Below are 24,610 nucleotides of genomic sequence, written 5' to 3'. Positions count from 1 at the left end.
CCCGTCTCATATTCACAAGACGGGATTTTTATATTAAGGCTTGGATGGATTATCCTAAAGCAGCTCTTTTGAAACCTGTAACAGTCAAATTAGCATCTACCGACTTGATGTAAGCGGCAACGCTCATAGAACTATCTTTGATATAATCTTGGTTTACCAAAGTATTGTCTTTGAAGAAACGGTTAAGTTTTCCTTTAGCGATATTGTCTAACATAGCTTCCGGTTTGCCTTCCTGACGCAATTGGTCTTTAGCGATTTCAATTTCTTTAGCAATCGTATCGGCATCAACACCGTTTTCGTCTAAAGCGATTGGGTTCATCGCTGCAGCTTGCATCGCCACGTTTCTTGAAGCTTCTTCAGCGCCGTCAACGTTAGCAGAAAGGGCTACCAATGTAGCAATTTTGTTTCCAGCGTGGATGTATGAGCCTACGAAAGCACCAGACAATCTTTCGAAAGAACCGATTTCGATTTTTTCTCCGATCACTCCGGTTTGCTCTATTAGTTTTTCAGCCACAGTGATTCCGTTGAAATCAGCCGCCAAGAAAGTATCTTTTGAAGTGTGTTGCAACGCAAGATTAGCCAAATCGGTAGCCAATTTTACGAAACCTTCGTTTTTACCTACGAAGTCAGTCTCACAGTTTAGTGTGATCACGATACCTTCTTTTTTATCAGCGCTTACTACAGCGATGGCAGCACCTTCGGTAGATTCTCTGTCCGAACGGTTGGCCGCTACTTTTTGTCCTTTTTTACGTAGGTTTTCAATCGCTAAATCGAAATCTCCGTCTGATTCAACCAATGCTTTTTTGCAATCCATCATTCCGGCACCGGTGATGGTTCTTAATTTATTTACGTCTGCAGCAGTAATTGTTGCCATCATTTTTGTTTTTTTAAAGTTTATAAAAAAAGTCGCTTTGTTGAGAATGGCTACTAAAGTAAACATGCATCAGCAAAACGACTTTAACTAAATGTTATTTATTCTTCTGTTTTTTCTTCTTCAGCTTCAGGAGCAGCTACTTCAGCTACTTCTTCTACTGCCGGAGCAGCTTCTACCGCTGGAGCTTCTGCTACTACTTCTGCAGCCTCGTCAGCTACTTCTTCAGTTTGCTCATCCACGATGGCGTCAGCATTTCTGTTTGACAAACCGTCGATTACCGCAGCAGTTACTAATGATAAGATTTTATCGATTGATTTAGAAGCATCGTCGTTGGCTGGGATAACGTAATCCACTTCACGTGGATCAGAGTTAGTATCCACCATGGCGAAAACTGGAATGTTTAATTTTTGTGCTTCTTTAATTGCGATGTGTTCCGCTTTTATATCAACTACGAACAATGCAGCCGGAAGTCTAGACATATCGGCGATTGAACCTAGGTTTTTCTCTAATTTAGCACGAAGACGATCTACCTGCAAACGCTCTTTTTTAGAAAGGGTCATGAATGTTCCGTCTTTCTTCATCTTATCGATAGAAGCCATTTTCTTAACGGCTTTACGAATCGTAACGAAGTTGGTCAACATTCCGCCTGGCCATCTTTCCGTGATGTAAGGCATATTGGCAGATTTTGCTTTTTCAGCAACGATATCTTTTGCTTGTTTTTTGGTAGCTACGAATAAGATTTTTCTACCTGATGCAGCGATTTTTTTCATGGCTTCGTTAGCCTCTTCAATTTTCGCTGCCGTTTTATATAGGTTGATAATGTGAATTCCATTACGTTCCATATAAATGTAAGGAGCCATGTTCGGGTCCCATTTTCTGGTCATGTGTCCGAAGTGTACACCTGCTTCCAGTAATTCTTTTACTTCTACTTTTTGTGACATTTTTTTCTTAGTTTACGTTCTGTTGAATTAGCAATTTCTAAGTAGCTCTTGCGATGGTCTTAAAAATTTAGATGCTAAACTAATTTCCTGACGAATCAGGACAACAACAACATTGTTTTTAAATTTACTAATCTGAAGTCTTGTCCGATAAAGACAAGACAGGCAATATTAACGTTTAGAGAACTGGAATCTTTTACGCGCTTTTTTCTGACCGAATTTTTTACGCTCTACCATTCTTGGATCTCTTGTCAACAAACCTTCTGGTTTCAAGATTGCTCTGTTTCCTTCGCCAACTTCACACATGACGCGCGCCAAAGCCATACGTACAGCTTCTGCTTGTCCTGTTGAACCACCTCCGTATACGTTTACTTTTACATCGAAGTTGTTTACGTTCTCTGTCATAGACATCGGTTGTAATACTTTGTACTGTAAAGTAGCCGTTGGGAAATAAGTTGCGAATTCTTTTTTGTTCACCGTGATTTTACCCGTTCCTTCAGAAACGTAAACACGTGCAACAGCGGTTTTTCTTCTACCGATTTTGTGAATTACTCCCATTACTTAAGATCGTTAAGGTTAACAGTTTTAGGTTTTTGAGCGCCTTGTTTGTGCTCAGGACCTACAACAACATTTAGATTTCTGAAAAGCTCAGCGCCCAATTTGTTTTTAGGCAACATTCCTTTCACTGCTTTTTCTACTAAAGTAGCAGGGTTTTTTGATTGCAATACTTTTGCAGTCAAGGTTCTTTGTCCTCCTGGATACCCTGTATGACGCATGTAAATTTTGTCATCCATTTTAGTACCTGTAAGGTTGATTTTTTCTGAGTTGATAACAATTACGTTATCACCACAGTCTACGTGCGGTGTGTAACTTGGCTTATACTTACCTCTTAAAATCATAGCGACTTTTGAAGCAAGGCGTCCCAAGTTGTGACCGTCAGCATCTACAACAATCCACTCTTTCGAGACGTTGGATTTGTTCGCTGAAATTGTCTTGTAACTTAATGCGTCCACAATAATTAATTTAAATTAAACATTCCATCCCCAATAAAGGGGTTGCAAAAGTACATTATTTTATTTTAAATCCAAATAGCTGTAAAAGATTATTTTAAGGTTTTTTTTCGGCGGGATTATTTTTTTGGAAATGAAGCCGATAACCGTCAGAAACCGCAGTTTTGCCTAGCCCCGATTGTAGCGAAAATCCTTTTGGGCCGTTGTTCGGCGCAAAAGATTGTAACGAAAAGCGGGAAACAGCTCTTAAAAAAAACATTCCCTTAACGCTTTGTGCGGATTTATCAGGATTGTTTTGTTATTTTTACGGTTCAAATTCTCGTCTTATGAAAGCCAAAGCCACTTTAAAACAAATCGCCAAAGAATTGCACGTTTCGGTGTCTACCGTTTCGAAAGCACTGAATGACAGCCCGGAAATCAGCGAACAGACCAAAGTCAAAATTCAGGAATACGCCAAGCTTAAGAATTACAAGCCCAACGTGATCGGTCTGAACCTCAAAAACAGGAAAACCAAAACCATTGGTGTGATCATTCCTAATATATTGAACCCGTTTTTCGCGAAGGTGTTTACCGGCATCGAAAAAGTCGCGGAAGAAAAAGGCTACAACGTGATTACTTGCATTTCTAACGAATCGCTCGAGAAGGAAATCAACACGATGGAAGTGTTGAACAACGGAACCATTGACGGTTTTATATTGTCGGTTTCCGAAGAAGCGCAGAAAAAACAGGAATACAATCATTTCAATGAAATCATCAACAGCGGAACGCCGATCGTGATGTTCGACCGGATTTCGGATGAAGTCGCTTGTGATAAAGTCATCGTCGATGATTTCGATTCGGCCCGAGACGCGACGGAACATTTGATCCGTTTGGGTTGTAAAGACATTGCTTTGTTTTCTTCGATTGACAATTTGAGCGTGGGAAAACTTCGCGCAGACGGTTATTTCAAAGCATTGGAAACTAATAAAATTAAACTAAACCAAGAGATTATTGTCCGTACGCATTCCGAAACAGACTTCGATGCTAAAGCACAGGCCATCTTCGACGACCAGAAAATCGACGCTGTTTTTGCGTTGGATGAACACGCTTCAGTAGCCGCACACAAAATGGGATTGAAGAAAGGCTATAAGATTCCCGAGCAAATCTCGATGATTGGTTTTGCAGACGGCGTTTGGTCGAGAAGGTTGACGCCAAGTTTGTCTACCGTAAGCCAACACGGGCCGGAAATCGGGGAAGCAGCTGCGTTGTTGTTGATTAAAAGGCTTGAAAGTAAAGAAGAAGATGAATTGCCGTTTGCGACTACGATTATCAAAACGGAATTGCGCCAACGCGAATCTACAAGGAAGTTGTAAGCAATGAAAGAAAACACCATTATAAATTCAGAAGAATTTTTGAAAGAAATTTCAGTTTTAAAAACTTCTTCCATTGTTTCTTGGAAAAAAGCAAACAATAAGTATAATTTTAGTTCTTTACCAAAAACAGCCCTGCTCACTTTGAGTCCATATGCCATTAATAGAAAGACGCGATTTTTATCAAAGAAAACAAAAGGATTAATCGGTCAAAATTTTATACTCAATCAAAAGGTGATTTTTTGTTCTGAATTTGGAAATGGTTCGCCGGCCATTGTCGGACTTTTGGAAGAACTTCGGGAGTTGGGTGTTGAAAATTTTATATTTGTCGGATTTGCCGGATTGATTGATAAAAGTGCCAAGAAAAATGATGTTTTTTTGGTCAACAATAGTTTTTCAACCGTTGGTATTACTGATTTCTATGCTGTAAAAGATAATTTTCAGCCAGCTAACAGCGTATGGTTTGAAAATTTAAAATTCAATTTAAATTTACCGGAAGCGACTTGTTGGAGTACGGATGCGCCTTATCGGGAAACCAAATCTTTAGTATCTTATTTTGTTCAAAAAAAAGCAACGCATGTCGATATGGAATGTGCCGCAATCTATGCTTTTACGGCATTTTATAATTTAAATGCGTTATGTATCATTATCACTGCTGATGATTTGTCAAATGACAATTGGAATCCGCCAAGTGATGTCAAGGCGATGAATTTTAATCTCCATCAAATCATTAAAAAACTAATAAGATATACCAATGATTGAAAGGAATCAACCATTAGTTTCGATCATCATTGCTTTTTATAATGAGCAAGAATTATTGTCGAGATGCTTGCAGTCGGTTCGAGATCAAACGCATAAAAACCTTGAAGTTGTTTTAATAAATGATGGTTCTACGGATCATTCTGTTGCCATAGCAGAAAAATTCAGAAGTGATTTTAGGCTATTTAAAATGATAAGCATTGAAAATTCAGGGCATAGCGAAGCCAGAAATTTTGGGTTGAAAAATGCTAGCGGAGAATTCCTGACATTTTTAGATGCCGATGATGAGTTGGAACCCGAAATGGTTAGTGTTTGTTTGAAAAAAATGCTTGAAAACGATGCGGATTTAGTAATTTCAATGTTCACTATTTTTAATCAAAACGGCATTTCTGAAATGGTTTCAGGTTGGAAAGCAAGAAATCAAAACATCACGAAAACCAAGGATTTGAGCTATGAAATGTTTAATCACGGCATTTCTGAAAATGTTTGGGCGAAGCTTTTTAAATCAAATTTAGCCAAACAAATCGTTTTCGAAAAAGGATTGTGGTTTGATGACAGGCCTTTTATGTTTGAATATTTATTCGTTGCCGATACGGTTTCGTTTGTAAAGGATTCACTTTTAAAAATTCACAAAAGAAATGCTTCAATAACCAGAAGAATAATTGAGCCTAAAAGACTTATTGATTGGCATAGAGTTTTTGAATTAGAATTGAAAATTGTCCAGAAATATGGTTCAGATGAAGTATTAAAAAATAAAATTGCCATACACTATTTGAGTGTTTTAATGGATAATTATTTGATTCAAATTATTGAACAAAAAAAAGTCCGTGATTTAAAAAAAGTCCGGAAAACATTTTTTGAATATTTAAAAAAATACTGCGACATTGTAAAATCTGAGAAAATTATATTGGGAAGCAAAGATAAAATTATTTTAAAATTGCTTCTATTGCCTAAATTTCTGGGTTGGAATCTCGCAAATAATCTTATTGAAGTGCTTAAGAGAAAAAGAATCAGTGGTCTCAAAAAACTAAAATAATCTACTTATAAAAAGCATCATAAACAGTTTGTATAGTGCCTTCCATTTTAAATTGCTCAACCCTTTGAGCGCAAAGTGGTTTGTTTAAAACGGATATTATTCTTTGGATTAATGCGAGTTTGTCTTCATTGTAAAAAAAGGTTTCCAATGATTTAGAATCTTCCATTGGAATCGTACTTATAACATGACATCCCGAATATAGAGCTTCCTGCAATACTGTTCCGCCACCTTCAAACATGGAAGTGTGTAAAAAGACAACAGCATTATTCATATAATTTAAAACTTCCTTGTGAGAAATACTTCCGGTTAGCGTTATATTTTCCGTCAGATCTAAAGCGATTATTTTTTCTTCGAGGTTTTTTTTCTCGCCACTATCGCCGCCACAAATCATCGCTTTTATTGAAGGATTTTCTTTTTTCAATTCATCAATAATATCGACAAACAAGGAATAGTTTTTCAGGATGCTAAGATTTCCAACCCCCAAAATTGTTATCGGTCTTTCATTCTGATTTAGTTTCGGAAATCTGTTGCGATCAATCGCTACATTAGCAATGGTTTTAATATCGAGATGAAAGTTTTCTTTAAATATCATTTTTTGATGCTCAGACATCATGATGATTTCGTTTTCAGGCAACTTTAATAAGGGGACGTATTTATTGTCTGTTTTAACATCTTGACCCAGCATCCAAACTTGGAGTTTTATATTGAAGAATCTACTCAAAAATTTTCCTATTAAAGCGCATTCGCGATACCAGAAACACAGTACCCCATCATACTTGTTTTTTCTTTGGAGTTGTATTCCTTTAATAATAGCGATTATAAAATAAGGTATAATTCTAAAAGATTTTTTATAACCACTTCCAATAGGATAAACGAGTACTTTACCAAAACGATACTTTTTAATTTGAGGAAACATAAGTGACATAACATCGACTTCTACAGAAGTAGTTTCTGCAAATCGCTCTGTAAAATGTGTTATAAATGGCACAACAATATCTTCCGATTCGTTAACTGGAAACATTGGCGTTATAAAGAGTAGTTTCTTGACCATTTTAGTTTTTAATTTCATAAATCGAGTCAAAAAAGGCATCAATGGCAGGATTGTGAGAAACGCAAATGATGGTCAATTTCTGATTGGCATTTAATTCCTTCAAAAACGTAAAGATTTTATTTTCGAGCTCTTTGTCCTGTTGGTTGGTGGTTTCATCTAAAATCAACAAACTCGGCCTCGTATACAATGCTCTGACAAGTGCCAATCGCTGTTTTTGACCACCAGAAAAGCGCAAACTTTCGTGTGTTATTTCGGTTTGATATTGATTCGTCATCTTTTTTATAACATTGTCAAGCTCCAGCTTTTGACACAAGTATGCTATATAATCATAATCTATTGCTGCCGGGTTTTGCCCCATAACGATATTGTCTATGATGGTTCCGTTGAAAAGAAATGGTTGTTGCGGCACATAGCTGGCGAAGGAAAGAAAATCGGTGTTTTCCATTTTTAAATCATCGAAATAAAAGCTTCCTTTTTCGGGTTGAATAATTCCGAGAATCAGATACAGTAAAGTTGTTTTTCCAACTCCGGAATCTCCTTTTACCCCAATAAATGATCCTTTTTCAATAGTTAGGTTGATGTCATTCAAAATTCTATTTTCATCATAACTAAAATAAATATTTTCAAGCTTAATGCTTGATTCAAAAGTATTGTGCTGCGCTTTTATTGCTGTTTTGTTGCTGTTTTTTGAAAGAATATCTACCGCATATCGATAAGATTTCATTAAAGTTAAGGCATTTAGAATTCTACTGATGGAAGGAATCAACCTCAAACTCGATGCGCCGAGCACCGAAATGATGATGACGGTATTCTTATCTTCAAAATTAAAGATTACGAAACCGACAACACTTACGATTAGTACTATTTCAAGATATTTGGCGTAGTTCGCATTATAAGAAACTAACTTTCCGGTGACGTCATTCAATAATGCTTTTTCTTTTCTGAATTTTTCTAAAAAGAAAGCATAATGCCCCGAATTTTTAATTTCCAGATAACCATCCAATAAATTCAGTAAGGCTGCATTAGACTTGGTTTGGGTCTTTAGATAAATGGAATTAATAATGGTCATTTGCTTTTGCTTGGTAAAATAAATGAATAAAGCAAAAAAAGATAAAACAAGTATGGCCATCAGGGTGATTTTAAAATAGAGAAAAAGCAACGCCGACACTAAAATAGACAAGACAATCGATTCGGTAATTAAGTTCAGGATTGACAACAGATAACGAATCGAGAAATCTTCAGGAACATTGGTGACATTTTGCAAAACAGAACCTTTGTTGATGTTTTGATGTTGTATGAAACTTTCGTTGATGAAACTGTTCGTGTTTTCAATCGATAAATCAGTCGACAGCTCATACAAAAAAACATATAAAGCAGTGTTGAATTTGGTTTGAATGATGATTTTGATAAAATAAAACAGAATGAAAAACAGTGCAAAAACCTTCAAGGGTATTTCTGATAACAATACTTTAAAAAATGGGAATTGAGTTGCGATGGATTCAAAAGTTCTAGCATCAAAAAGCAACATGACAATGGGAATTAAGTACGCAATTGAAATTAGGTCTAAAATCCCGAACAGGATATTTTTCAATAAAAACCAAAGCAATCGCGAATGTTTCTCTCGTGGAATTATTGCTGATATTTTAGAAGTTGTAGTTTTTATTTTGTGAATCATATCGTATTTATTAACTACAAATCATTTTTATATTAAATTTTAATCGGCTTTTAAATCGTTTTAAAATTTTTCTTACATTTAGAAGAATAATTAACTTAACAAACAAACTTATGAAAAAAACAGCACTCTTAATCGTATTATTTTTAGCGAACGCAGCTTTCGCACAACAATGGTCTACAAGCACCAACTCGATTTACTCAAACAACAACAAAGTGGTGATCGGAGGAACGACATATTCTGGTTCTTTCGGCACAAATGAACCTCTGTTGCAATTAGTCGCGCCTGCTAATGCAACTAGTTGGCTTACAATGAGTGGACACTCAAAAGGGATAACATTTGGTGCAGGCCAATACGGCACCGGGTTGTACCTTTCTGCGGGCGAACCTTTTTTCTTTGCCTATAGTGGAACAAAAGTGTTGAATGTTAATCCAATTACGGCAGGAAATCCAGGAGGAAGCGTGTCGATTGGAACTGCCTTAAACCCTGGCGGATATAAACTAGCGGTTGGGGGTAAAATTATGGCTGAAGAGCTTAAAGTACAATTGCAAGCCCAATGGCCAGACTATGTTTTTACTAAAGACTACCAACTACCAACTTTAGATGAAGTAGAAAAACAAATTCAAGAAAAAGGGCATTTAGCCAATGTGCCATCTGCGTGTGAAGTAGAAGAAAATGGTTTTGAAGTAGGTGATATGGCGCGTATTCAGCAAGAAAAAATAGAAGAGCTGACGCTTTATATTATTGAGTTGAACAAAAAACTTGAAGCTCAAGATAAAAGGATGCAATTGTTAGAAGCAAAGATCAATAACTAATTTTTCATAGTTTAATTTAATAATGAGAATTATGAAAAATATAAAACACAAAATAAGCGTATTGGTTCTGCTGCTTTATTCAATAGCATCTTTTGGACAGGAAGAATCAGGTTCAATTTTTGAACCTATTAGCTATAATGGTCAAAATACTACTAACGCAGTTTGTCCTTGTAGACCTACTTATACTTATAGCCAATTAGAAACAGATGTTATGAATCGGATTAACCAACATAGGCAATCAATCGGGTTGTCTACCTTGTCGGTTATAAATCATATATCTAATAATTGCCTTGACCATAATAATTATATGATAGCGGCAAATGTTACTAATCATGATAACTTTCTTGATAGGGCAAACAATATTATATGTGCGCTTAATGCAGGTGGTGTTGATGAAATTGTTGCCTCTAATTTTGTTTCTGCAGCTGGCGTAGTTAATGCTTGGCTTGGTAGTCCACCGCACAGAGCTGCAATTGAAACTGCATCATTTACTCGCATGGGTGTTTCAGTAAGGGCAAACGGTGCGGGTAAAAATTATTACACTGTTTTGTTTACAAGGAATACAAGTGGATCTTGTGCTGTACTCACAAATCTTTGTAGTCTGACTTCTCCGGTTACACTGACAACCTCAAACATCAGTTTTAATAGTGCGCAATTAAATTGGAGCAATGTAATTGGGAACGCTGGTTATCAGATTGAATACAAAACTACATCCTCAAGTTTATGGATTTCTGCTGCAACTGTAGGCACTAATGTTGTAACCTATACATTAAGCGGGCTAAATCCCACAACAGCCTATGACTGGAGAATTAGGACTAGATGCGCTAATGGATTATATGGTCTTTATGGTAATTCAGTAAATTTTACTACCATCTGTGCTGATAATTTAAATTTTTCTTCCGCAATATTTTCCGGACAAACAATTACCAAGGAAGCCTCAATCAGTATTACGTCTTCAAGTATTGTGAATAATGGCGGTACTGGAATTTTTCATGCGGGCAATTCCGTTACATTCACTACTAATTTTAATGCAATATCAGGTTCAACTTTCAGGGCATATATTGAAGGTTGTTCAGGTAGCTTTGTAGCAAAATCAGCAGAAAATAGCGTGATTAACGAAGAAGAAAAAGCTACTATGCTTATAAGGAGTTTAGAAAATAAAGTAAAAATTATTCCAAATCCAAATTCAGGTATTTTTAACCTTTCACTTGATAACATTCATGAAGGTGTAATTGAAATTAGTGACTTATTCGGGAGTATTGTTTACAAATCTAATTTCAAAAATCAATCTGAACAATTAATCAATATACAAAATAGGCCAAAAGGAATTTATATTGTAAAAGTTTATGCAGAAAGCGGTAGTATTTATGCAAATAAAATGATAAAAAATTAAGAAAAATTCCTGAATATAGAATCAAATTCACCAATAGAAACCTCAAATAATTTTGTTTGAGGTTTTTATTTTGGGTTTAATTTTTCGAAGCATCTAAAACCCAATTCCTCTAACAAAATTTTAATCATTTATTCATTTTCATCAATGCGCTCGCTAAAATGGATTTCGTTTTAAACTTCATTGCTTTTAGAGTATTACCCTTATTGAATTCGCGATCCGATTCCACTTCATTCACCACTTTCTTCACCGCGTAATCGTAATATTTCCTTGAATATTTCCTCTTAAAATCAATTTGCCTATCGGTGGAAATTTGCCAATCAGGTTTCACGGTAATGTCATTTTCAATTTCATTATAAAGCGAAGTGCCTTTGATTGGATATGCAATCGTAATCGTGTAATGCGTCGGATTCGCTTCTTTCAGATATTGAATCGTTTCGTGAATATCGTCTTCAGTTTCACCGGGATAACCGACCATCACAAAAGTTCCGGTTTCGATGCCCAAAGCGTTGGTGTCCTGAATCATTTTCTTGACGTGGTTTACATCGACGCGGCGGTCCATCAGATCGATGACTTTCTGCGAACCACTTTCTGCGCCAATCCAGATGCGGAAACAACCGGCTTCTTTGAGCAAGCGTAGAATTTCCGCATTTAGTCGTTCGGCTCTGGTGATGCATTCAAATCTGATCTGGGCGTTTTGTTTGACCACTTCCTCATGAAAAGCCATGAGCCATTTGTGGCTGATCGTAAACACATCGTCAACAAACCAAATCGCGTCTGGATTGTATTGGTCTTTGAGCATTTTCATTTCCTGTGCCACCAAATGCGCCGGTCTTCTGCGGTAACTTTGTCCATAAACCGCGGTGCTGCACCATTTGCAGGTGTAAGGACAACCGCGTTGCGTCGAAATGGTCATGGAACTTTCGCCGTGGTTGTTTTTCCAGGTCGACAAGTATTTTTCGTTCGGAATCGCGTCGCGGTTCGGCAAAGGCAAATCGTCGAGTTCGCGGAATTTGGTTCTCGCCGGTGTTTGGATTACGGAACCATTTTTGATAAACGCAATCCCGTTGATGTTGTGAAAATCGCCTTGAGCCATGATGGCATGATACAATTCAAAAGTGGTTTCCTCACCTTCGCCAATGATTAGAAAATCTGCGCCAGTGTTGAGGTAATTGTCAATATTGTATGTCACATCGGGGCCGCCAAGGATAATTTTCGGAAATCCGTAACGTTCGGTTTTTAAAGTTTGGATTAACGAAACCACTTCGATTTTGGTCATCAAATTGGTGTAGATCGCAATGACTTTGGGTAGCTTTTCCAAAATGAAATCGAGTTGTTCCGCTTTCGAAGAAAAAGTCGAATCGAAGACGTGATTCGCAATATTTTTACTTAACAGATAACCGGACACATACAGCAAACCCAATGGCGGATAGGGTTTCATGATCTTTTGTTCCTTCGGATCAGCAGACAGATAGTAAGCGTGGGTTAGCAGGATACTCATTTTTTCTCAAAAGCGATTAAGTAATGATCGGCATATTTGGCCAAAAAACTATAGGTTGTGATTTTTCTTTCCAAAGCGTTTAATAGCCCCATGAATCTCGGTCTGGTTTTGAAAAACGGTTCCAGATAAGAAGGCGGCACAAAAAAACCAATTGGATTTTGCTGCTTTAAATCGAAAGAATCACCAGCTAAAGTTAAGGTTTCTTTTGGGTTATAATAATAGGTCAGGACTTTTTGACCGTCAACATTGGCTAGTGCGTTTTCTTTTTTGCGTCTGAATACCGATTCGAATTTCCCTTTGAGCAAAAAATAACCTTGTTCCCAAAGCGTGTTTCGCGGCATGATTATCAAAATCAATTGTCCTTTTTCGGTCAGCAAATTCGCCGCATTTTTGAAAAACAATTCCATCTGGATTTTGGACAGGCAATTCAATCCGCCAAAGTTTGAAAAGATCAGATCGAATTTTTCATTCGGAAAATAAACCGAAAGATCATTGATGTCGGCCTGCCTGTAAGTAATATCGTTTGGATTTTCTTTGGCTTTTGCCGTTGCAATCATTGCTTTCGAAATATCCGTGGCGGTCACTTCAAAACCTTGTTTGGCGAGCCAAATCGCATCTTCGCCGGTACCGCAATTCACTTCAAGCACTTTGTGGATTGTATGATTGGAAATCAATTGGGTCAACTGATTGTAAACCAACGCACGTTGCAATTGCCCGATAACCGTATGGGTAAAAGTCGTGTCGTAAGTCGCCGCGGCTTGGTCGAAATCAGCTTTCATTTTCGTTCATTTTTAAATGCCAACGGTCAACCAAAACACTCGGAACGTAATAGCCAAGTTTCAAAACTGACATAGTATTTTTAAAATTCAGTCGAGACGGGTTTTTCAATATCGATTTTAAATTAGCGATGCCTTGTGATTTTCTGAATTCCTTATGTACGAAACGCTGGAGTTTTCTATAGAAATCAGAATTATAAGTGCCTTTGAACATCATTTCAAAATCATCAGAATCCGACCAGTTCGCTTTGAGTTTGAGATCGTCTTTGACTTTTTCGTAAAACACGGTTCCAGGCAAAGGATATGAAACTGAAATGCCGATGTTGTCGGGTTGCAATGCCTTGACCATCGCAATGGTTTTTTGAATGTCTGATTTGTTTTCACCCAAATAGCCAAACTGCAAAAAGAAAGCGACTTTGATGTTTTTGGCTTTGAGCAATTGTGTCGCTTTGTAAATTTCTTCGACTTTGGTGCCTTTATCCATCGCGTCTAAAATCTTTTGTGAGGCACTTTCGGCGCCTACCCAGACTTCTTCCAAACCGGATTGCGCCAAGGCATCGATCGTGTCTTCTTTCAATAACAAATCGACACGGCTTTGGATGAAATATTTTATTTTTAATTGACGTTGCTCCAGTTGCTGATTAAATTCCTGCACCCAATGAGGTTTCAATCCAAAAATGTCGTCGCACATCCAAAAGCGTCTGACGCCAAATTGTTGTTGCAAATATTCAATTTCCTTGACTATATACTCCGGAGAATGCGCATTGTAGCGGTTGCCGTAAATGGGTTTCGCGCACCAATTGCATTTGTACGGACAGCCGCGCGTGGTGGCGATATTGAGCGTGAATTCCTGTTTACTTTGTTTCCAAATCGACCGATAACTTTCGATGTTGACCAAATCCCAGGCAGGTTGCGGCAATTCATCTAAATTTTGGAGTACGTTTCGTTTTGAGGTGTTGATGGTTTGCGTTCCATCGCTGTAAACAATTCCGGAAATCGTATTGGTTGGTTGGTTGGTTTCAATGGCATTGACGAGTTCAAGCAAGGTGATTTCGCCTTCGCCTTTGATGATGAAATCAGCGCCTTTACTCAAATATTTTTCATAATGATCCGTCGAATCGGAACTGCAAACCATCACAAGGCAACCGTGTTTTTTCCCAAGAGAAATCATCTCAAAACAAGCCTCGCGCATGTTGGTCAGGCACATTTTCGTGAGGTAATTGAAACCGTCATCGTAAATCACCAAATATTTCGGTTTGGTTTTTTGAAGCGCCGGAACGATACTGCTCGGATTGTCGAGCAAATTGGTGTCGAATAAGTTTACTTTATAACCATTTTTACGCATCAACGCCGCCGCATACAAAGTGCCCAAAGGCGGGAAAGGCATTTTGTTTTTCCATTGCTTTGGGTCGAGTCTGTAATAATAGGAATGCGAAAAAAGAATCTCAGACATGTTCCTGCTGTAAAACCAAGTTAAATTTGAGCCGCACTTCTTCGAGTTTGGCATTCAAAGATAAGATAACTTTTTTTTGAAAATTGGAAGGATGGTGTTTTGAAATGTTCCGCGTTGATTTTAAAGCAATTCTGAAATCTTCTTCGGTCAGATAATCAAATTTTGCTTTCCATTTGATTAGGGTAATCGATTTGAAAGCATAATCAACTGCATCACCGATAACATTGTCCAACAATACTTCAATGCTTTTTGAAAATAGTGGTTTTTTGATGTCAGGAACAAGGTTCAGATTCGTGTTGAATTTAGAAAAGTAGTTCTTCACCCAAGTGTTTTTGGTGTAAAACTTCTCAAAATGCGCTTTGCCCTGCATCGGAATTAACGTATTGAGTTCCGTGGCTGTAAACCGGTTCTGTTCGGCAATTTCGAGTTGTTCGGAGGAGATGAAATAGTTGACACAAAAGAATTTCCTCGAATTGAGCAGGAATATCTTTTTATAGAGAATCAGAAACGTCCGGCAAATCCAGAGTTTGTTGTGTGTGGTGATCACAAAAAAATCGATGTCGCTGTCCTGGTCATAATAGCCTTTAGACAACGAACCTGAAACGCCGACGGCTTCCACGTAGGGAAATTTTGAAATAAGATTGGCTTTTTCGCGGGCTTTTACCAATGCTTTTTGGGCCAGAACATTTCCTTTCATCCTTCTGGGAACGCTGTCGAGGTCGCTGCCGTAAACATAAAAGTCATCGACTTTGGTCAGGATTCTTTCGGCGAGCAAATGCTCTAGTTCACGGGTTGTTTCAGCCAGTTCCTTGTGGTTGGTATAGCTGTGGATTTCGTCTATCTTTAAAGGATATTTAAAAATCGAAAAGTACAATATGGTTTTTAATGATTCCAAAGGTTGTTTGTTTTAGTCAGGATAAAATTAGGCAATAGTTTTTGAATAAAACCTTGTGAAAGACCAATGTATACTATTTGTCTACCTAGCCAATGTATAATTGTAAGACATTAATATGATAAAAGCGTTGCACTTTTGAATCGTAAAAATTTCTAGTATTCTTCTTCGTTGTAGTTTCATTAGTAAAAAAATGTAGTAAATTGTAACAACCCAAACAATTCAATGTCTATTAAAAAATCAAAATCTCAGTGGTATGAGCAGCATCAAAAGACTAATCTTTATTTCAATATTTTTCCTCGTACATCCTTTTTATGGACAGGAAAAACCCGCCATCCCCAGGAAAATATATACTACCAAAGCCCTCGATAATGTGGAATCGCCAACAATGGATGGCCTGATCAAAGAAAAATGTTGGGATATCGTAGATTGGTCAAGCGATTTCACAGAACGCGAACCTGACGAAAATACGGCACCCACCGAACAAACCAGGTTTAAAATCATTTACGATAAAAAATACCTTTACATCGCTTTCCGCTGTTACGATAAAGATCCCGCGGGCATTGTCAAAAGAATGTCGCGGCGTGACGGTTTTGAAGGCGATTGGGTTGAGGTCAATATCGACAGTTATCATGACAAACGCTCCGGTTTCTCTTTCACTTCATCGGTTTCGGGCGTCAAAGGTGATGAGTTCATTTCTAACAATGGCGACAATTGGGATGGCAGCTGGAATCCTATTTGGTATCTCAAAACCAACATCGATGAAGCAGGCTGGACGGCCGAGCTTAAAATCCCATTCAGTCAGCTCAAATTCGGAAACGACAAGGAGCAAATCTGGGGCATACAAGTGCAGCGCCGTTATTTCAGGGCTGAAGAACGTTCCACTTGGCAGCGGATACCTTTAGATGCTCCGGGTTGGGTCAGCGAATTTGGAGAATTACATGGTCTGAAAGATATAGAACCGCAAAAGCAACTCGAAATCCAACCTTTTTTTGCCTCACAACTCAATTCGTATCCTGAAGAAAAAGGCAATCCGTTCCGCGATGGTAGCGATGCTAAAATAGACGCCGGTCTCGATGCCAAAATCGGAGTCACCAACGATCTGACTTTAGACCTCACCATCAATCCGGATTTCGGACAAGTGGATGCCGATCCGGCAGCGATTGCTTTAGATGGCTTCCAGATTTTCTTTGAGGAAAGACGCCCGTTTTTCGTCGAAAACAAAAACATCTTCAATTTCAGGTTTGCCGACGGATCAGACAATTTGTTTTATTCGCGACGTATTGGAAGAAGCCCACAGGGAAGAGCGAATATTTCAGATGGTGAATATGTAGACCAACCCAACAACACCACCATTTTAGGCGCGGCAAAATTCAGCGGGAAAACCAAAAAAGGCTGGTCGTTCGGAATTCTTGAAAGCATCACCGACAAAGAATTTGCCGAAGTCGATAATGCGGGTGACAGAAGAAAAGAAATTGTGGAGCCATTGACCAATTATCTAGTCGGTAGGGTTCAAAAGGATTTCAACAACCGAAACAGTTTTATCGGCGGAATTTTCACAGCTACGAATAGAAGTTTACAAGGTGAAGAACTGAACTTCTTAAGAAAATCAGCTTATTCGGGCGGCATTGATTTTCAACACAATTGGAGCAACAGAAAGTATTATTTTTCCGGAAATTTTTCAGCCAGCCACGTTGAAGGTAGTAAAGAAGCTATCGCCAGAACCCAAACAAGCCTGACGCATTTGTTTCAGCGCGTTGATGCCAGTCATGTTGAAGTGGACACAAACAGAACCTCGCTGACCGGAACCGGCGGGCGTTTTGAAATCGGAAAATCAAGTATTGGGCATTGGCGTTACACGGGAATCATGATGTGGCGTTCACCCGAATTGGAACTCAATGATGTCGGGTTTTTAAGACAAGCTGATGAAATCCGTCAGTTTGGAATTGTGACTTATCAAACCTTAAAGCCGTTTGGGAAATTCCGAAAAATATTCAACCGTTTCGAGCAGTTTTCGAGTTATGATTTCGACGGGAATTTCAACAGGGTACAATATACTTTAACGAGTAATGCCAACCTCAAAAACAATTGGAATTTCAACGGAGAACTCGTTTATAAACCAAGAATTTATACCAATACGGTTTTGCAAGGCGGCCCACGTTTTCGGTATTCAGAAGAGTTTTTTCAGTACATCAATTTTAGCTCTGACGGCCGAAAAAAAATCAGTTTCTATGGCGGAATCTATCATTCCGAAGGCAGGAATAGCTCTTTTTCTTACATGGAATATGATGCCGGAATCACTTACCAACCAATTAATGCGCTGACGATTTCGTTCAGTCCTAATTTCCAAATCAACAAAAGCAAAACGCAGTTTGTGCCGGATGCCGGTTTTGGGCCGACGCGAAGATATGTTACCGCGGCATTATCGCAACAGACTTTAAACGCGACAATTCGTTTGAATTACTGCATCAATCCTAATTTGACGATTCAATATTATGGTCAGCCTTTTATTTCAAAAGGAACTTACAAATCGTTCAATTATGTCAGCGATGCCAGAGCGAAATATTATGGCGACAGAATTACTTTATATACTCCGAATCAGATTTCTTTTAATGAAGCCGCGAATCAATATTCTGTCGATGAAAACGAAGACGGAACATCCGAATACAGTTTTGACAACCCTGATTTCTCGCAGGTTTCGTTCAATTCGAATCTCGTATTACGTTGGGAATACATTCCGGGTTCTGAAATCTTTTTGGTTTGGTCGCAAGGGATTTTCGGCGACGCCAACACGCGCGATGATTTGTTTTCGGGCATCAATGATCAGATTTTCCGCAGAAAACCCGAGAACATTTTCCTGATTAAAGCAACGTACCGATTTGTTTTGTAACGGTTAATGCGCAGCGAGCCAGTCTTTACCGATGCCCATTTCAACTTCTAACGGAACAGCCATGGTGAAGGCGTTTTCCATTTCGTGCTTAATCATCGGCTGAATTTTTTCAACTTCGGACAAATGCACGTCGAAAACCAATTCGTCATGCACCTGCAAAAGCATTTTCGATTGCCAATTTTCGGAAGTCAGTTTTTTGTGGATATTGATCATCGCGATTTTGATGATGTCGGCCGCACTTCCCTGAATGGGCGCATTTACGGCATTTCGTTCAGCACCACTTTTGACCATCATGTTAGCAGAATTGATGTCTTTGAGATAACGTCTTCGCCCTAAAACCGTCTGTACATAACCGTTGTGTCTCGCAAATTCCACTTGTTCGTGCATATAAGATTTGAGTTTCGGATAAGTCTTGTAATAAGCGTCGATGAGTTCGGCACTTTCCTTTCTCGACAATGAAGTCTGGTTGCTGAGTCCAAACGCCGAAACGCCGTAAATGATCCCGAAGTTGACCGTCTTGGCGTTGCTTCGCTGTTCTTTCGTGACTTCTTCTAGGGGCACATTGAACACTTTGGCTGCCGTACTTCTGTGAATGTCTTCGTGATTTCTAAACGCCGCAATCATGTTTTCTTCGCCACTCAAAGCGGCAATGATGCGCAATTCTATTTGTGAATAATCTGCGGAAAGTAACGTGTAATTTTCATCACGCGCTATAAACGCTTTTCGGATCAAACGACCTCTTTCAGTACGGATCGGAATGTTTTGCAAATTCGGATTGTTCGAACTCAAACGTCCGGTGGCTGCGACGGTTTGCATATAGTCAGTGTGCACACGTCCTGTGATTTTATCAACCTGATTCGGTAATGCATCGATGTATGTGCTTTGCAGTTTGACCATCTGACGCCATTCCAGAATGTCTTTAACGATTTGATGTTCATTGGCGAGATAGCTCAAAACTTCTTCGCCGGTCGCATATTGTCCGGTTTTGGTTTTCTTTTGTTTGGCGCCACCGATTTTCATTTTGTCGAATAAGATGTCGCCGAGTTGTTTGGGCGAAGCGAGGTTGAAGGTTTCTCCAGCGGTTTCGTAGATTTTCTGTTCGAAAGTGGCGATTTCTTTTTGCATCTCGACTGACATCGATTGGAGGTAAGGCACATCGAGGTTGATGCCTTCCATCTCCATTGCGGCCAGTACCGGAATTAACGGAATTTCGATTTCATCAAACAATTTTTTGGTTTCGGCTTTGTCGAGAATCGGGCTGAAATTCTGTTTGAGTTGGAACGTGATATCGGCATCTTCAGCGGCGTATTCCTTGATGTCTTCAAGCGCTACATCGCGCATTGATTTTTGGTTTTTGCCCTTTTTTCCAATCAAATCCTCGATGGATTTTGGGGAATATTTGAGATAAGTTTCCGACAACACATCCATGTTGTGGCGCATGTCAGGGTTGATGAGGTAATGCGCAATCATCGTGTCGAACAATTTCCCTTTGATCTGAACGCCGTAATGCGAAAGGATTTTGAGGTCGTATTTGATGTTCTGTCCGATTTTCTCAATCGATTCATTTTCAAAAAACGGCTTGAATTTATCGACCAATATTTGAGCTTCTTGTTGGTTTTCCGGGAACGGAACATAAAAAGCTTTTCCTTTTTCGAACGCAAACGACATTCCGACGAGTTCGGCGTGAAGCGCATCGATGCCCGTGGTTTCCGTATCGAAACAAACCGAAGTCTGGTTCATCAGGTTTTGCAATAACAATTTCACGGGTAAATCGCCCTGAATGATTTGATAGAAATGTTCCGTATTGGAAAGGTTGGCGTAGAACGAATTCGGTTTGGGTTCGTCGGAATCGTCATCCGAAAAACCGAACAGATCGAATTGGTCTTCGTTGGTTTTTTTGGCAGGCGCTTTTTTTACCGTTGTTGATTCGGCATTTTCAGTAGCGTGATTTCCGTTCGTGTCGATTTCATCATATTCTTTTCCGGTTCCGAAATATTTGTCGAATTGCGTTTTCATCTGACGGAATTCGAGTTCCTGAAACAAAGCGTCGGTTTTCTCGACATCGGGTTTTGAGAGTTCGTAGTCCGTTTCGTTGAAAGTCACCGGGCAATCGAGCATGATCCTCGCAAGTTTTTTTGACAGGATTCCCTTGTCGGCATTGGCTTCAATTTTTTCTTTCATCGCGCCTTTGAGCTTGTCGGTATTGGCCAGCAGGTTTTCCATCGAGCCGAATTCTTTGAGTAATTTCTTAGCGGTCACTTCACCAACGCCGGGCAATCCGGGAATGTTGTCTGCTGCGTCGCCCATCATCCCAAGGAAATCGATGACTTGTTCCGGACGTTCGATGCCAAATTTTTCAAGCACTTCGGGAATCCCCCAGATTTCGATATCGTTGCCCATTCTCGCGGGTTTGTACATGAAAATATTTTCAGAAACCAACTGCGCAAAATCCTTATCGGGCGTCACCATGAAAACCTTATAATTTTCCTTTTCGGCCTGCTTGGCAATCGTTCCAATTAAATCGTCGGCTTCAAAACCTGAGACTTCTATAATCGGAATGTGCATCGCTTTTAATAATTCCTGAATGTACGGAACGGCAATCTTAATGGCTTCGGGCGTTTCATCACGGTGCGCTTTATATTCCTGATACATTTCATAACGGTAATCGCTACCACCTTTGTCAAAAGCTACGGCGAGATGATCGGGTTTTTCGCGTTTGATGACGTCCATTAAAGCATTCATAAAACCCATAATGGCGGAGGTATCCATGCCTTTGGAGTTGATCCGCGGATTTTTGATAAACGCAAAATAACCACGGAAAATTAAAGCGTAAGCATCGAGCAGGAAAAGGCGTTTTTGTGACATATTGCAATTGTTATAAGGACGTAAAAATAGGAATTTGAGCTTTAAGTTTTGGTAAATCACAAAGGAAAGTTAAACTTTTTTAAACGCGTGGTTTCTTCATTTTATCTTCATGTTTGCGACTGTAATTTTACATCACAATAAAAGGTTGTTAATTCAAAAACTTAGAAAAAATGAGAAAAATTGTAATGTTATTCGTAGTGCTTTTAGGCACAAGTTTTATGGTGAACGCCAACACCATCACACCAAAAGCCAACACTTCAAAAGAAGTTAGAACCCTTGGGCACAAAAAACACAGAAAAGTTAAAAAAGCCGATGCCAAAAAAATTGAGGCCGGAAAACCGACTGAAAAAAATCAAAAATAGGGTTAGTAAATAAAGGTTGATGATTGAGTTGATTTCATAAAGCCGGTAGTAATTATCGGCTTTTTGATTTTAGAAGTAACTTTTAAAAATCTGGAACTATGAAACGAATACTTTCCACAATATTTATTTTCTTCTTCGCAGTTTGCATGGCGCAAAACAAAGAAGTTGAAAAAATCATTCCGCCGCTTGAAGTCATCAAACAGTTTGAAAAGGCCTTTCCGAAAATCGAGCCGCATTGGGATAAAACCTATCGAGGCGAAGATTTGACCGAGTTGAATTATGATGCGAATTTTGCGATTGGCGGGAAGAACATGACGGCAGTTTACACCGTTTTTGGTGTTTTTAAAGTATTGGAATGTGAGCTTTCGCAGGATGAAATTCCGTCAAACATTCGTCAATATCTCAGTAAAAATTATCCCGAAAATAAGATTGTCCGCAGCCTTAAAATCATGAATAACAACAACAAAGTGACTTATGAAATCGGAATCAAAATCAACGATCGGCTTAGCGATGCGCTTTTTGATGCCCAAGGTGATTTTCTGAGTATTGTTGAAAAATAAACGGCAGAAATGATACTGGAACCGCACAATCACTTGCGGGCTTTTTGATTATATTTACTTTCGATTTTACCCAAAATTTATGAACGTTTTAATTGTTGAAGATTACCGAGAATTGGCCGCTGAAATAGTCGATTATTTATCGAAAACCGGTTATCTGTGCAAATGGGTTTCAAGTTGTGAAGCCGCACTCGAAGAAATGGAAGTCAATTCGTATGACGTGATGCTGCTCGATTTAGGGCTTCCCGACGGCGATGGTTTTGAAGTATTGAAAAACGTCAGAAAACAGCAATCGAAAGTAGCGGTGATTGTCATTACGGCGCGTGGGGAACTCGACGATAAGATCGCCGGCCTCGAATTGGGTGCCGACGATTACCTCACCAAACCTTTTGCGCTGACCGAACTCGGAGCGCGTTTGTTTGCGGTGATTCGCAGGATTCATGGTTTTACGGTCAATGAATTGAACATTCACGGATTTAGTCTGCAATTACAGGATTATAAGGTAAGTTATCAAGGCATTCCCATTAATCTGACAAAAAAGGAATTTGACATTTTTCAATATCTTGTTCTCAACAAGAACCGCGTTATCACAAGGCTTCAGCTTACAGAACACATTTGGGGCGATATACTCGAAGTCAATTCGGATTCCAATTTCATCGATGTGCATGTGCGCAACCTCAGAAAAAAACTCGACAAGTACGATTCGATTGCGTGGTTTGAAACCGTCCGCAATGTGGGGTATCGCATCAATGATTAAGCCGATTGCCATGAAAATCAAGCACCAACTCGCCATCTTCAACGCGCTGACCCGTTTGTTCGTGGTCTTGGTTTTGTGGCTGTTGCTTCCGGTGCTGATTGAAAAAGTCGTCTACAAACACATCAATAAAGGGCTGATTGAGAAGAAGCAGAAATTCATCGAACATCTTGACAAAGAGGAAATCAATGATTTTGTAATCCGCAAAGATTCTTCGGAAACTTATGCGAGTTTTTCTACGCTGCACAATGAGTTTTTACAGCTTTCGCGGTTGCCACAACCTCAGATTAATCCCAAAACGGTTTTTATCAACGAGCCCCGGATTATTGAGGAAGAACAGAATGATTACCGCATTTTACAACATCAGTTTGTCTACGAAAACGAGTCTTATTTACTTGAAATCGGAAGTAGTTTAAGCGAAATAGAAGACTTGACTTTCGCGATCCGTTTGTTTTTCTTAATCGTGCTGCTCATTATTTTGGCGGTGACTTTCTTGATGGATACCGTATTTATTGAATATTTACTGAAACCGTTCTATAAAATCATCGATACCAAAATCAGGCGCGTCAACGAACCTGAAAAATTCGACCATACGCCGATCAATTCGCATTCGGCCGATTTTCAGGAACTCGATGAGGTGTTGAACCAGATGATGGACCGCATCGGCGACTTGTTTAAAAAAGAAAAACAATTTATCGCGAATGTTTCGCACGAATTGCTGACGCCGATTGCCTTACTCAAGAATAAATTTGAGAACTTATTGCAGAACGAATCCCTCAATGATGAAGCCGTCGATAAAATTGCGGGTGCCCTCAAAACGCTCGACATGCTCAAAAAAGTCATCGGCAATCTGTTGTTGATTTCAAGAATCGAGAACCAGCAATATGAAGCCAAAGAAACGATTGATTGTTACGCGATGATTTCTGATTTGGCGATCGATCTCGAAGACAGGATTGAAGATAAACAATTACGGATCTCGAATGAACTGCAGCATCATTTTCATTTCAAAGGCAATAATACTTTAATCCACATTTTGCTGTACAACCTGCTGGTGAATGCAATTAAATATAATAAGGACAAAGGCGAAATTACCGTATCCGATGTTTTAACTTCAGAGCATTACAAACTCATTATCAGTGATACCGGAATCGGCATGGACGAACAGCAACTCACAAAAATCTTCAACCGTTTTACGCGCATCAACGAGGATAAGGAAGGCCACGGCTTAGGCTTGGCTATTGTTGACAGTATTGCTCACTTCCACCATGTTGAGGTCGAAGTCACTTCTAAACCTGATGTTGGGACTACGTTTGTATTGGTGTTTCCGGTGATCAAAACTTAAATTAAAGTTAAATGCGTCAGTAGGCTTTAATCTTCATCCCATCTTCATTTAGCGGTTGTAGTTTTGGTCCAGTTAATAATAATAACACAATTTAAATTCACACATCATGAAAAAAGTAATGTTAATGGTCGCTTTGTTTTTAGGAACAACTGCTATGGTAAATGCTCAGGAACCAGTCAAAGCAGCTCCTGCTAAAGAAGTAAAAGCGAAAAAAGTTAAAAAAGCGAAAGCTGAGAAAAAAGAAGTAGCTCCAGCAGCGGCACCAGCAGCTCCGGCAAAAGCTAAAAAATAAAGCTTCTTTCCTGCTTTGCTGACAGCCTACTG

Annotated in this window: 22 protein-coding genes; 11 read left to right on the top strand and 11 right to left on the bottom strand. The window is 39.0% G+C overall.

All coding sequences use genetic code 11. The features are described from left to right. Positions 1-49: 49 nt before the first annotated feature. From tsf to rplM, 4 genes are all read right to left on the bottom strand, one after another. Positions 50-874, bottom strand: a complete 825-nt coding sequence (tsf, locus tag Q0058_RS03470; protein WP_298221535.1) for a translation elongation factor Ts — start codon at positions 872-874, stop codon at positions 50-52. A 98-nt stretch (positions 875-972) separates the two neighbouring features. Next, positions 973-1,815 (bottom strand): 30S ribosomal protein S2, encoded by an 843-nt coding sequence (rpsB, locus tag Q0058_RS03465; RefSeq protein ID WP_298221341.1) that lies wholly within the window; start codon positions 1,813-1,815, stop codon positions 973-975. A 168-nt stretch (positions 1,816-1,983) separates the two neighbouring features. Then, entirely contained in the window at positions 1,984-2,370 is a 387-nt protein-coding gene (rpsI, locus tag Q0058_RS03460) for a 30S ribosomal protein S9 (RefSeq protein ID WP_298221340.1), read from the bottom strand. Next, a complete protein-coding gene (rplM, locus tag Q0058_RS03455; RefSeq protein WP_298221339.1) occupies positions 2,370-2,825 on the bottom strand; it encodes a 50S ribosomal protein L13 in 456 nt (151 codons plus the stop codon). Before rplM ends, rpsI begins: the two co-directional genes overlap by 1 nt. Before the next feature lie 323 nt (positions 2,826-3,148). On the opposite strand from rplM, the gene Q0058_RS03450 reads away from it, so the two are divergent. Genes Q0058_RS03450 through Q0058_RS03440 form a run of 3 tightly spaced genes read left to right on the top strand, consistent with a single transcriptional unit; the run spans position 3,149 to position 5,966 of the window. Further along, positions 3,149-4,174 (top strand): LacI family DNA-binding transcriptional regulator, encoded by a 1,026-nt coding sequence (locus tag Q0058_RS03450; RefSeq protein ID WP_298221338.1) that lies wholly within the window; start codon positions 3,149-3,151, stop codon positions 4,172-4,174. Between the two features lie 3 nt (positions 4,175-4,177). Then, positions 4,178-4,933 (top strand): hypothetical protein, encoded by a 756-nt coding sequence (locus tag Q0058_RS03445; protein ID WP_298221337.1) that lies wholly within the window; start codon positions 4,178-4,180, stop codon positions 4,931-4,933. Next, positions 4,926-5,966 (top strand): glycosyltransferase family 2 protein, encoded by a 1,041-nt coding sequence (locus tag Q0058_RS03440; protein WP_298221336.1) that lies wholly within the window; start codon positions 4,926-4,928, stop codon positions 5,964-5,966. The genes Q0058_RS03445 and Q0058_RS03440 overlap by 8 nt, the downstream gene beginning before the upstream one ends. A gap of 1 nt (position 5,967) precedes the next feature. Here the strand turns inward: Q0058_RS03440 and Q0058_RS03435 are convergent, their stop codons facing one another. Continuing rightward, positions 5,968-7,017: a glycosyltransferase family 4 protein gene (locus Q0058_RS03435; RefSeq protein WP_298221335.1), complete on the bottom strand. Its 1,050-nt coding sequence runs from the start codon at positions 7,015-7,017 to the stop codon at positions 5,968-5,970. A 1-nt stretch (position 7,018) separates the two neighbouring features. Then, positions 7,019-8,692 (bottom strand): ABC transporter ATP-binding protein, encoded by a 1,674-nt coding sequence (locus Q0058_RS03430; RefSeq protein ID WP_298221334.1) that lies wholly within the window; start codon positions 8,690-8,692, stop codon positions 7,019-7,021. Between the two features lie 110 nt (positions 8,693-8,802). Between Q0058_RS03430 and Q0058_RS03425 the strand changes: the two genes are divergently transcribed. Both Q0058_RS03425 and Q0058_RS03420 read left to right on the top strand, forming a co-directional pair. Continuing rightward, positions 8,803-9,504, top strand: coding sequence for a hypothetical protein (locus Q0058_RS03425; protein WP_298221333.1), 702 nt, complete (start codon positions 8,803-8,805; stop codon positions 9,502-9,504). A 31-nt stretch (positions 9,505-9,535) separates the two neighbouring features. Further along, the gene (locus Q0058_RS03420) at positions 9,536-10,897 is read left to right on the top strand and encodes a 3-coathanger stack domain-containing protein (protein WP_298221332.1); all 1,362 of its coding nucleotides are present in this window, start codon (positions 9,536-9,538) and stop codon (positions 10,895-10,897) included. Positions 10,898-11,021: 124 nt separating this feature from the next. Here the strand turns inward: Q0058_RS03420 and Q0058_RS03415 are convergent, their stop codons facing one another. From Q0058_RS03415 to Q0058_RS03400, 4 genes are read right to left on the bottom strand one after another with little or no spacing between them, the layout of a single operon-like run. Beyond that, the gene (locus tag Q0058_RS03415) at positions 11,022-12,395 is read right to left on the bottom strand and encodes a radical SAM protein (RefSeq protein WP_298221331.1); all 1,374 of its coding nucleotides are present in this window, start codon (positions 12,393-12,395) and stop codon (positions 11,022-11,024) included. Beyond that, a complete protein-coding gene (locus tag Q0058_RS03410) occupies positions 12,392-13,174 on the bottom strand; it encodes a class I SAM-dependent methyltransferase (RefSeq protein ID WP_298221330.1) in 783 nt (260 codons plus the stop codon). Before Q0058_RS03410 ends, Q0058_RS03415 begins: the two co-directional genes overlap by 4 nt. Then, positions 13,164-14,624 (bottom strand): radical SAM protein, encoded by a 1,461-nt coding sequence (locus Q0058_RS03405; protein ID WP_298221329.1) that lies wholly within the window; start codon positions 14,622-14,624, stop codon positions 13,164-13,166. The genes Q0058_RS03410 and Q0058_RS03405 overlap by 11 nt, the downstream gene beginning before the upstream one ends. Then, positions 14,617-15,519, bottom strand: a complete 903-nt coding sequence (locus tag Q0058_RS03400) for a nucleotidyltransferase domain-containing protein (protein ID WP_298221328.1) — start codon at positions 15,517-15,519, stop codon at positions 14,617-14,619. Before Q0058_RS03400 ends, Q0058_RS03405 begins: the two co-directional genes overlap by 8 nt. Positions 15,520-15,772: 253 nt before the next feature. Here Q0058_RS03400 and Q0058_RS03395 point away from each other — a divergent pair, with 253 nt between their 5' ends. Further along, positions 15,773-18,406 carry a DUF5916 domain-containing protein gene (locus tag Q0058_RS03395; RefSeq protein ID WP_298221327.1) on the top strand — a complete coding sequence of 878 codons (2,634 nt, stop codon included), beginning with the start codon at positions 15,773-15,775 and terminating at the stop codon, positions 18,404-18,406. Between the two features lie 3 nt (positions 18,407-18,409). On the opposite strand, the gene polA is transcribed toward Q0058_RS03395, so the two are convergent. Further along, a complete protein-coding gene (gene polA, locus Q0058_RS03390; RefSeq protein WP_298221326.1) occupies positions 18,410-21,271 on the bottom strand; it encodes a DNA polymerase I in 2,862 nt (953 codons plus the stop codon). Between the two features lie 170 nt (positions 21,272-21,441). On the opposite strand from polA, the gene Q0058_RS03385 reads away from it, so the two are divergent. The 5 genes from Q0058_RS03385 to Q0058_RS03365 all read left to right on the top strand — a co-directional run bounded on the left by Q0058_RS03385 (position 21,442) and on the right by Q0058_RS03365 (position 24,578). Further along, a complete protein-coding gene (locus Q0058_RS03385) occupies positions 21,442-21,633 on the top strand; it encodes a hypothetical protein (protein ID WP_298221325.1) in 192 nt (63 codons plus the stop codon). A 98-nt stretch (positions 21,634-21,731) separates the two neighbouring features. Beyond that, positions 21,732-22,193, top strand: coding sequence for a hypothetical protein (locus tag Q0058_RS03380; RefSeq protein WP_298221324.1), 462 nt, complete (start codon positions 21,732-21,734; stop codon positions 22,191-22,193). 79 nt (positions 22,194-22,272) lie between these two features. Continuing rightward, entirely contained in the window at positions 22,273-22,947 is a 675-nt protein-coding gene (locus tag Q0058_RS03375; protein ID WP_298221323.1) for a response regulator transcription factor, read from the top strand. Between the two features lie 10 nt (positions 22,948-22,957). Continuing rightward, positions 22,958-24,286 (top strand): HAMP domain-containing sensor histidine kinase, encoded by a 1,329-nt coding sequence (locus Q0058_RS03370; protein ID WP_298221322.1) that lies wholly within the window; start codon positions 22,958-22,960, stop codon positions 24,284-24,286. A gap of 106 nt (positions 24,287-24,392) precedes the next feature. Next, entirely contained in the window at positions 24,393-24,578 is a 186-nt protein-coding gene (locus Q0058_RS03365) for a hypothetical protein (RefSeq protein WP_298221321.1), read from the top strand. The last annotated feature ends 32 nt before the right edge of the window (positions 24,579-24,610 follow it).

The sequence above is a fragment of the Flavobacterium sp. genome (assembly GCF_027484705.1).
GTDB lineage: Bacteria > Bacteroidota > Bacteroidia > Flavobacteriales > Flavobacteriaceae > Flavobacterium.
This window is presented reverse-complemented; position numbering and strand designations above follow the sequence as displayed.

Bases quoted from the DNA above. Each gene is read 5' to 3' on its own strand.
- tsf (WP_298221535.1), bottom strand. From the start codon at position 874: ATGGCAACAATTACTGCTGCAGACGTAAATAAATTAAGAACCATCACC.
- rpsB (WP_298221341.1), bottom strand. From the start codon at position 1,815: ATGTCACAAAAAGTAGAAGTAAAAGAATTACTGGAAGCAGGTGTACAC.
- rpsI (WP_298221340.1), bottom strand. From the start codon at position 2,370: ATGGGAGTAATTCACAAAATCGGTAGAAGAAAAACCGCTGTTGCACGT.
- Q0058_RS03450 (WP_298221338.1), top strand. From the start codon at position 3,149: ATGAAAGCCAAAGCCACTTTAAAACAAATCGCCAAAGAATTGCACGTT.
- Q0058_RS03445 (WP_298221337.1), top strand. From the start codon at position 4,178: ATGAAAGAAAACACCATTATAAATTCAGAAGAATTTTTGAAAGAAATT.
- Q0058_RS03440 (WP_298221336.1), top strand. From the start codon at position 4,926: ATGATTGAAAGGAATCAACCATTAGTTTCGATCATCATTGCTTTTTAT.
- Q0058_RS03435 (WP_298221335.1), bottom strand. From the start codon at position 7,017: ATGGTCAAGAAACTACTCTTTATAACGCCAATGTTTCCAGTTAACGAA.
- Q0058_RS03430 (WP_298221334.1), bottom strand. From the start codon at position 8,692: ATGATTCACAAAATAAAAACTACAACTTCTAAAATATCAGCAATAATT.
- Q0058_RS03425 (WP_298221333.1), top strand. From the start codon at position 8,803: ATGAAAAAAACAGCACTCTTAATCGTATTATTTTTAGCGAACGCAGCT.
- Q0058_RS03420 (WP_298221332.1), top strand. From the start codon at position 9,536: ATGAAAAATATAAAACACAAAATAAGCGTATTGGTTCTGCTGCTTTAT.
- Q0058_RS03415 (WP_298221331.1), bottom strand. From the start codon at position 12,395: ATGAGTATCCTGCTAACCCACGCTTACTATCTGTCTGCTGATCCGAAG.
- Q0058_RS03410 (WP_298221330.1), bottom strand. From the start codon at position 13,174: ATGAAAGCTGATTTCGACCAAGCCGCGGCGACTTACGACACGACTTTT.
- Q0058_RS03405 (WP_298221329.1), bottom strand. From the start codon at position 14,624: ATGTCTGAGATTCTTTTTTCGCATTCCTATTATTACAGACTCGACCCA.
- Q0058_RS03395 (WP_298221327.1), top strand. From the start codon at position 15,773: ATGAGCAGCATCAAAAGACTAATCTTTATTTCAATATTTTTCCTCGTA.
- polA (WP_298221326.1), bottom strand. From the start codon at position 21,271: ATGTCACAAAAACGCCTTTTCCTGCTCGATGCTTACGCTTTAATTTTC.
- Q0058_RS03385 (WP_298221325.1), top strand. From the start codon at position 21,442: ATGAGAAAAATTGTAATGTTATTCGTAGTGCTTTTAGGCACAAGTTTT.
- Q0058_RS03380 (WP_298221324.1), top strand. From the start codon at position 21,732: ATGAAACGAATACTTTCCACAATATTTATTTTCTTCTTCGCAGTTTGC.
- Q0058_RS03375 (WP_298221323.1), top strand. From the start codon at position 22,273: ATGAACGTTTTAATTGTTGAAGATTACCGAGAATTGGCCGCTGAAATA.
- Q0058_RS03370 (WP_298221322.1), top strand. From the start codon at position 22,958: ATGAAAATCAAGCACCAACTCGCCATCTTCAACGCGCTGACCCGTTTG.
- Q0058_RS03365 (WP_298221321.1), top strand. From the start codon at position 24,393: ATGAAAAAAGTAATGTTAATGGTCGCTTTGTTTTTAGGAACAACTGCT.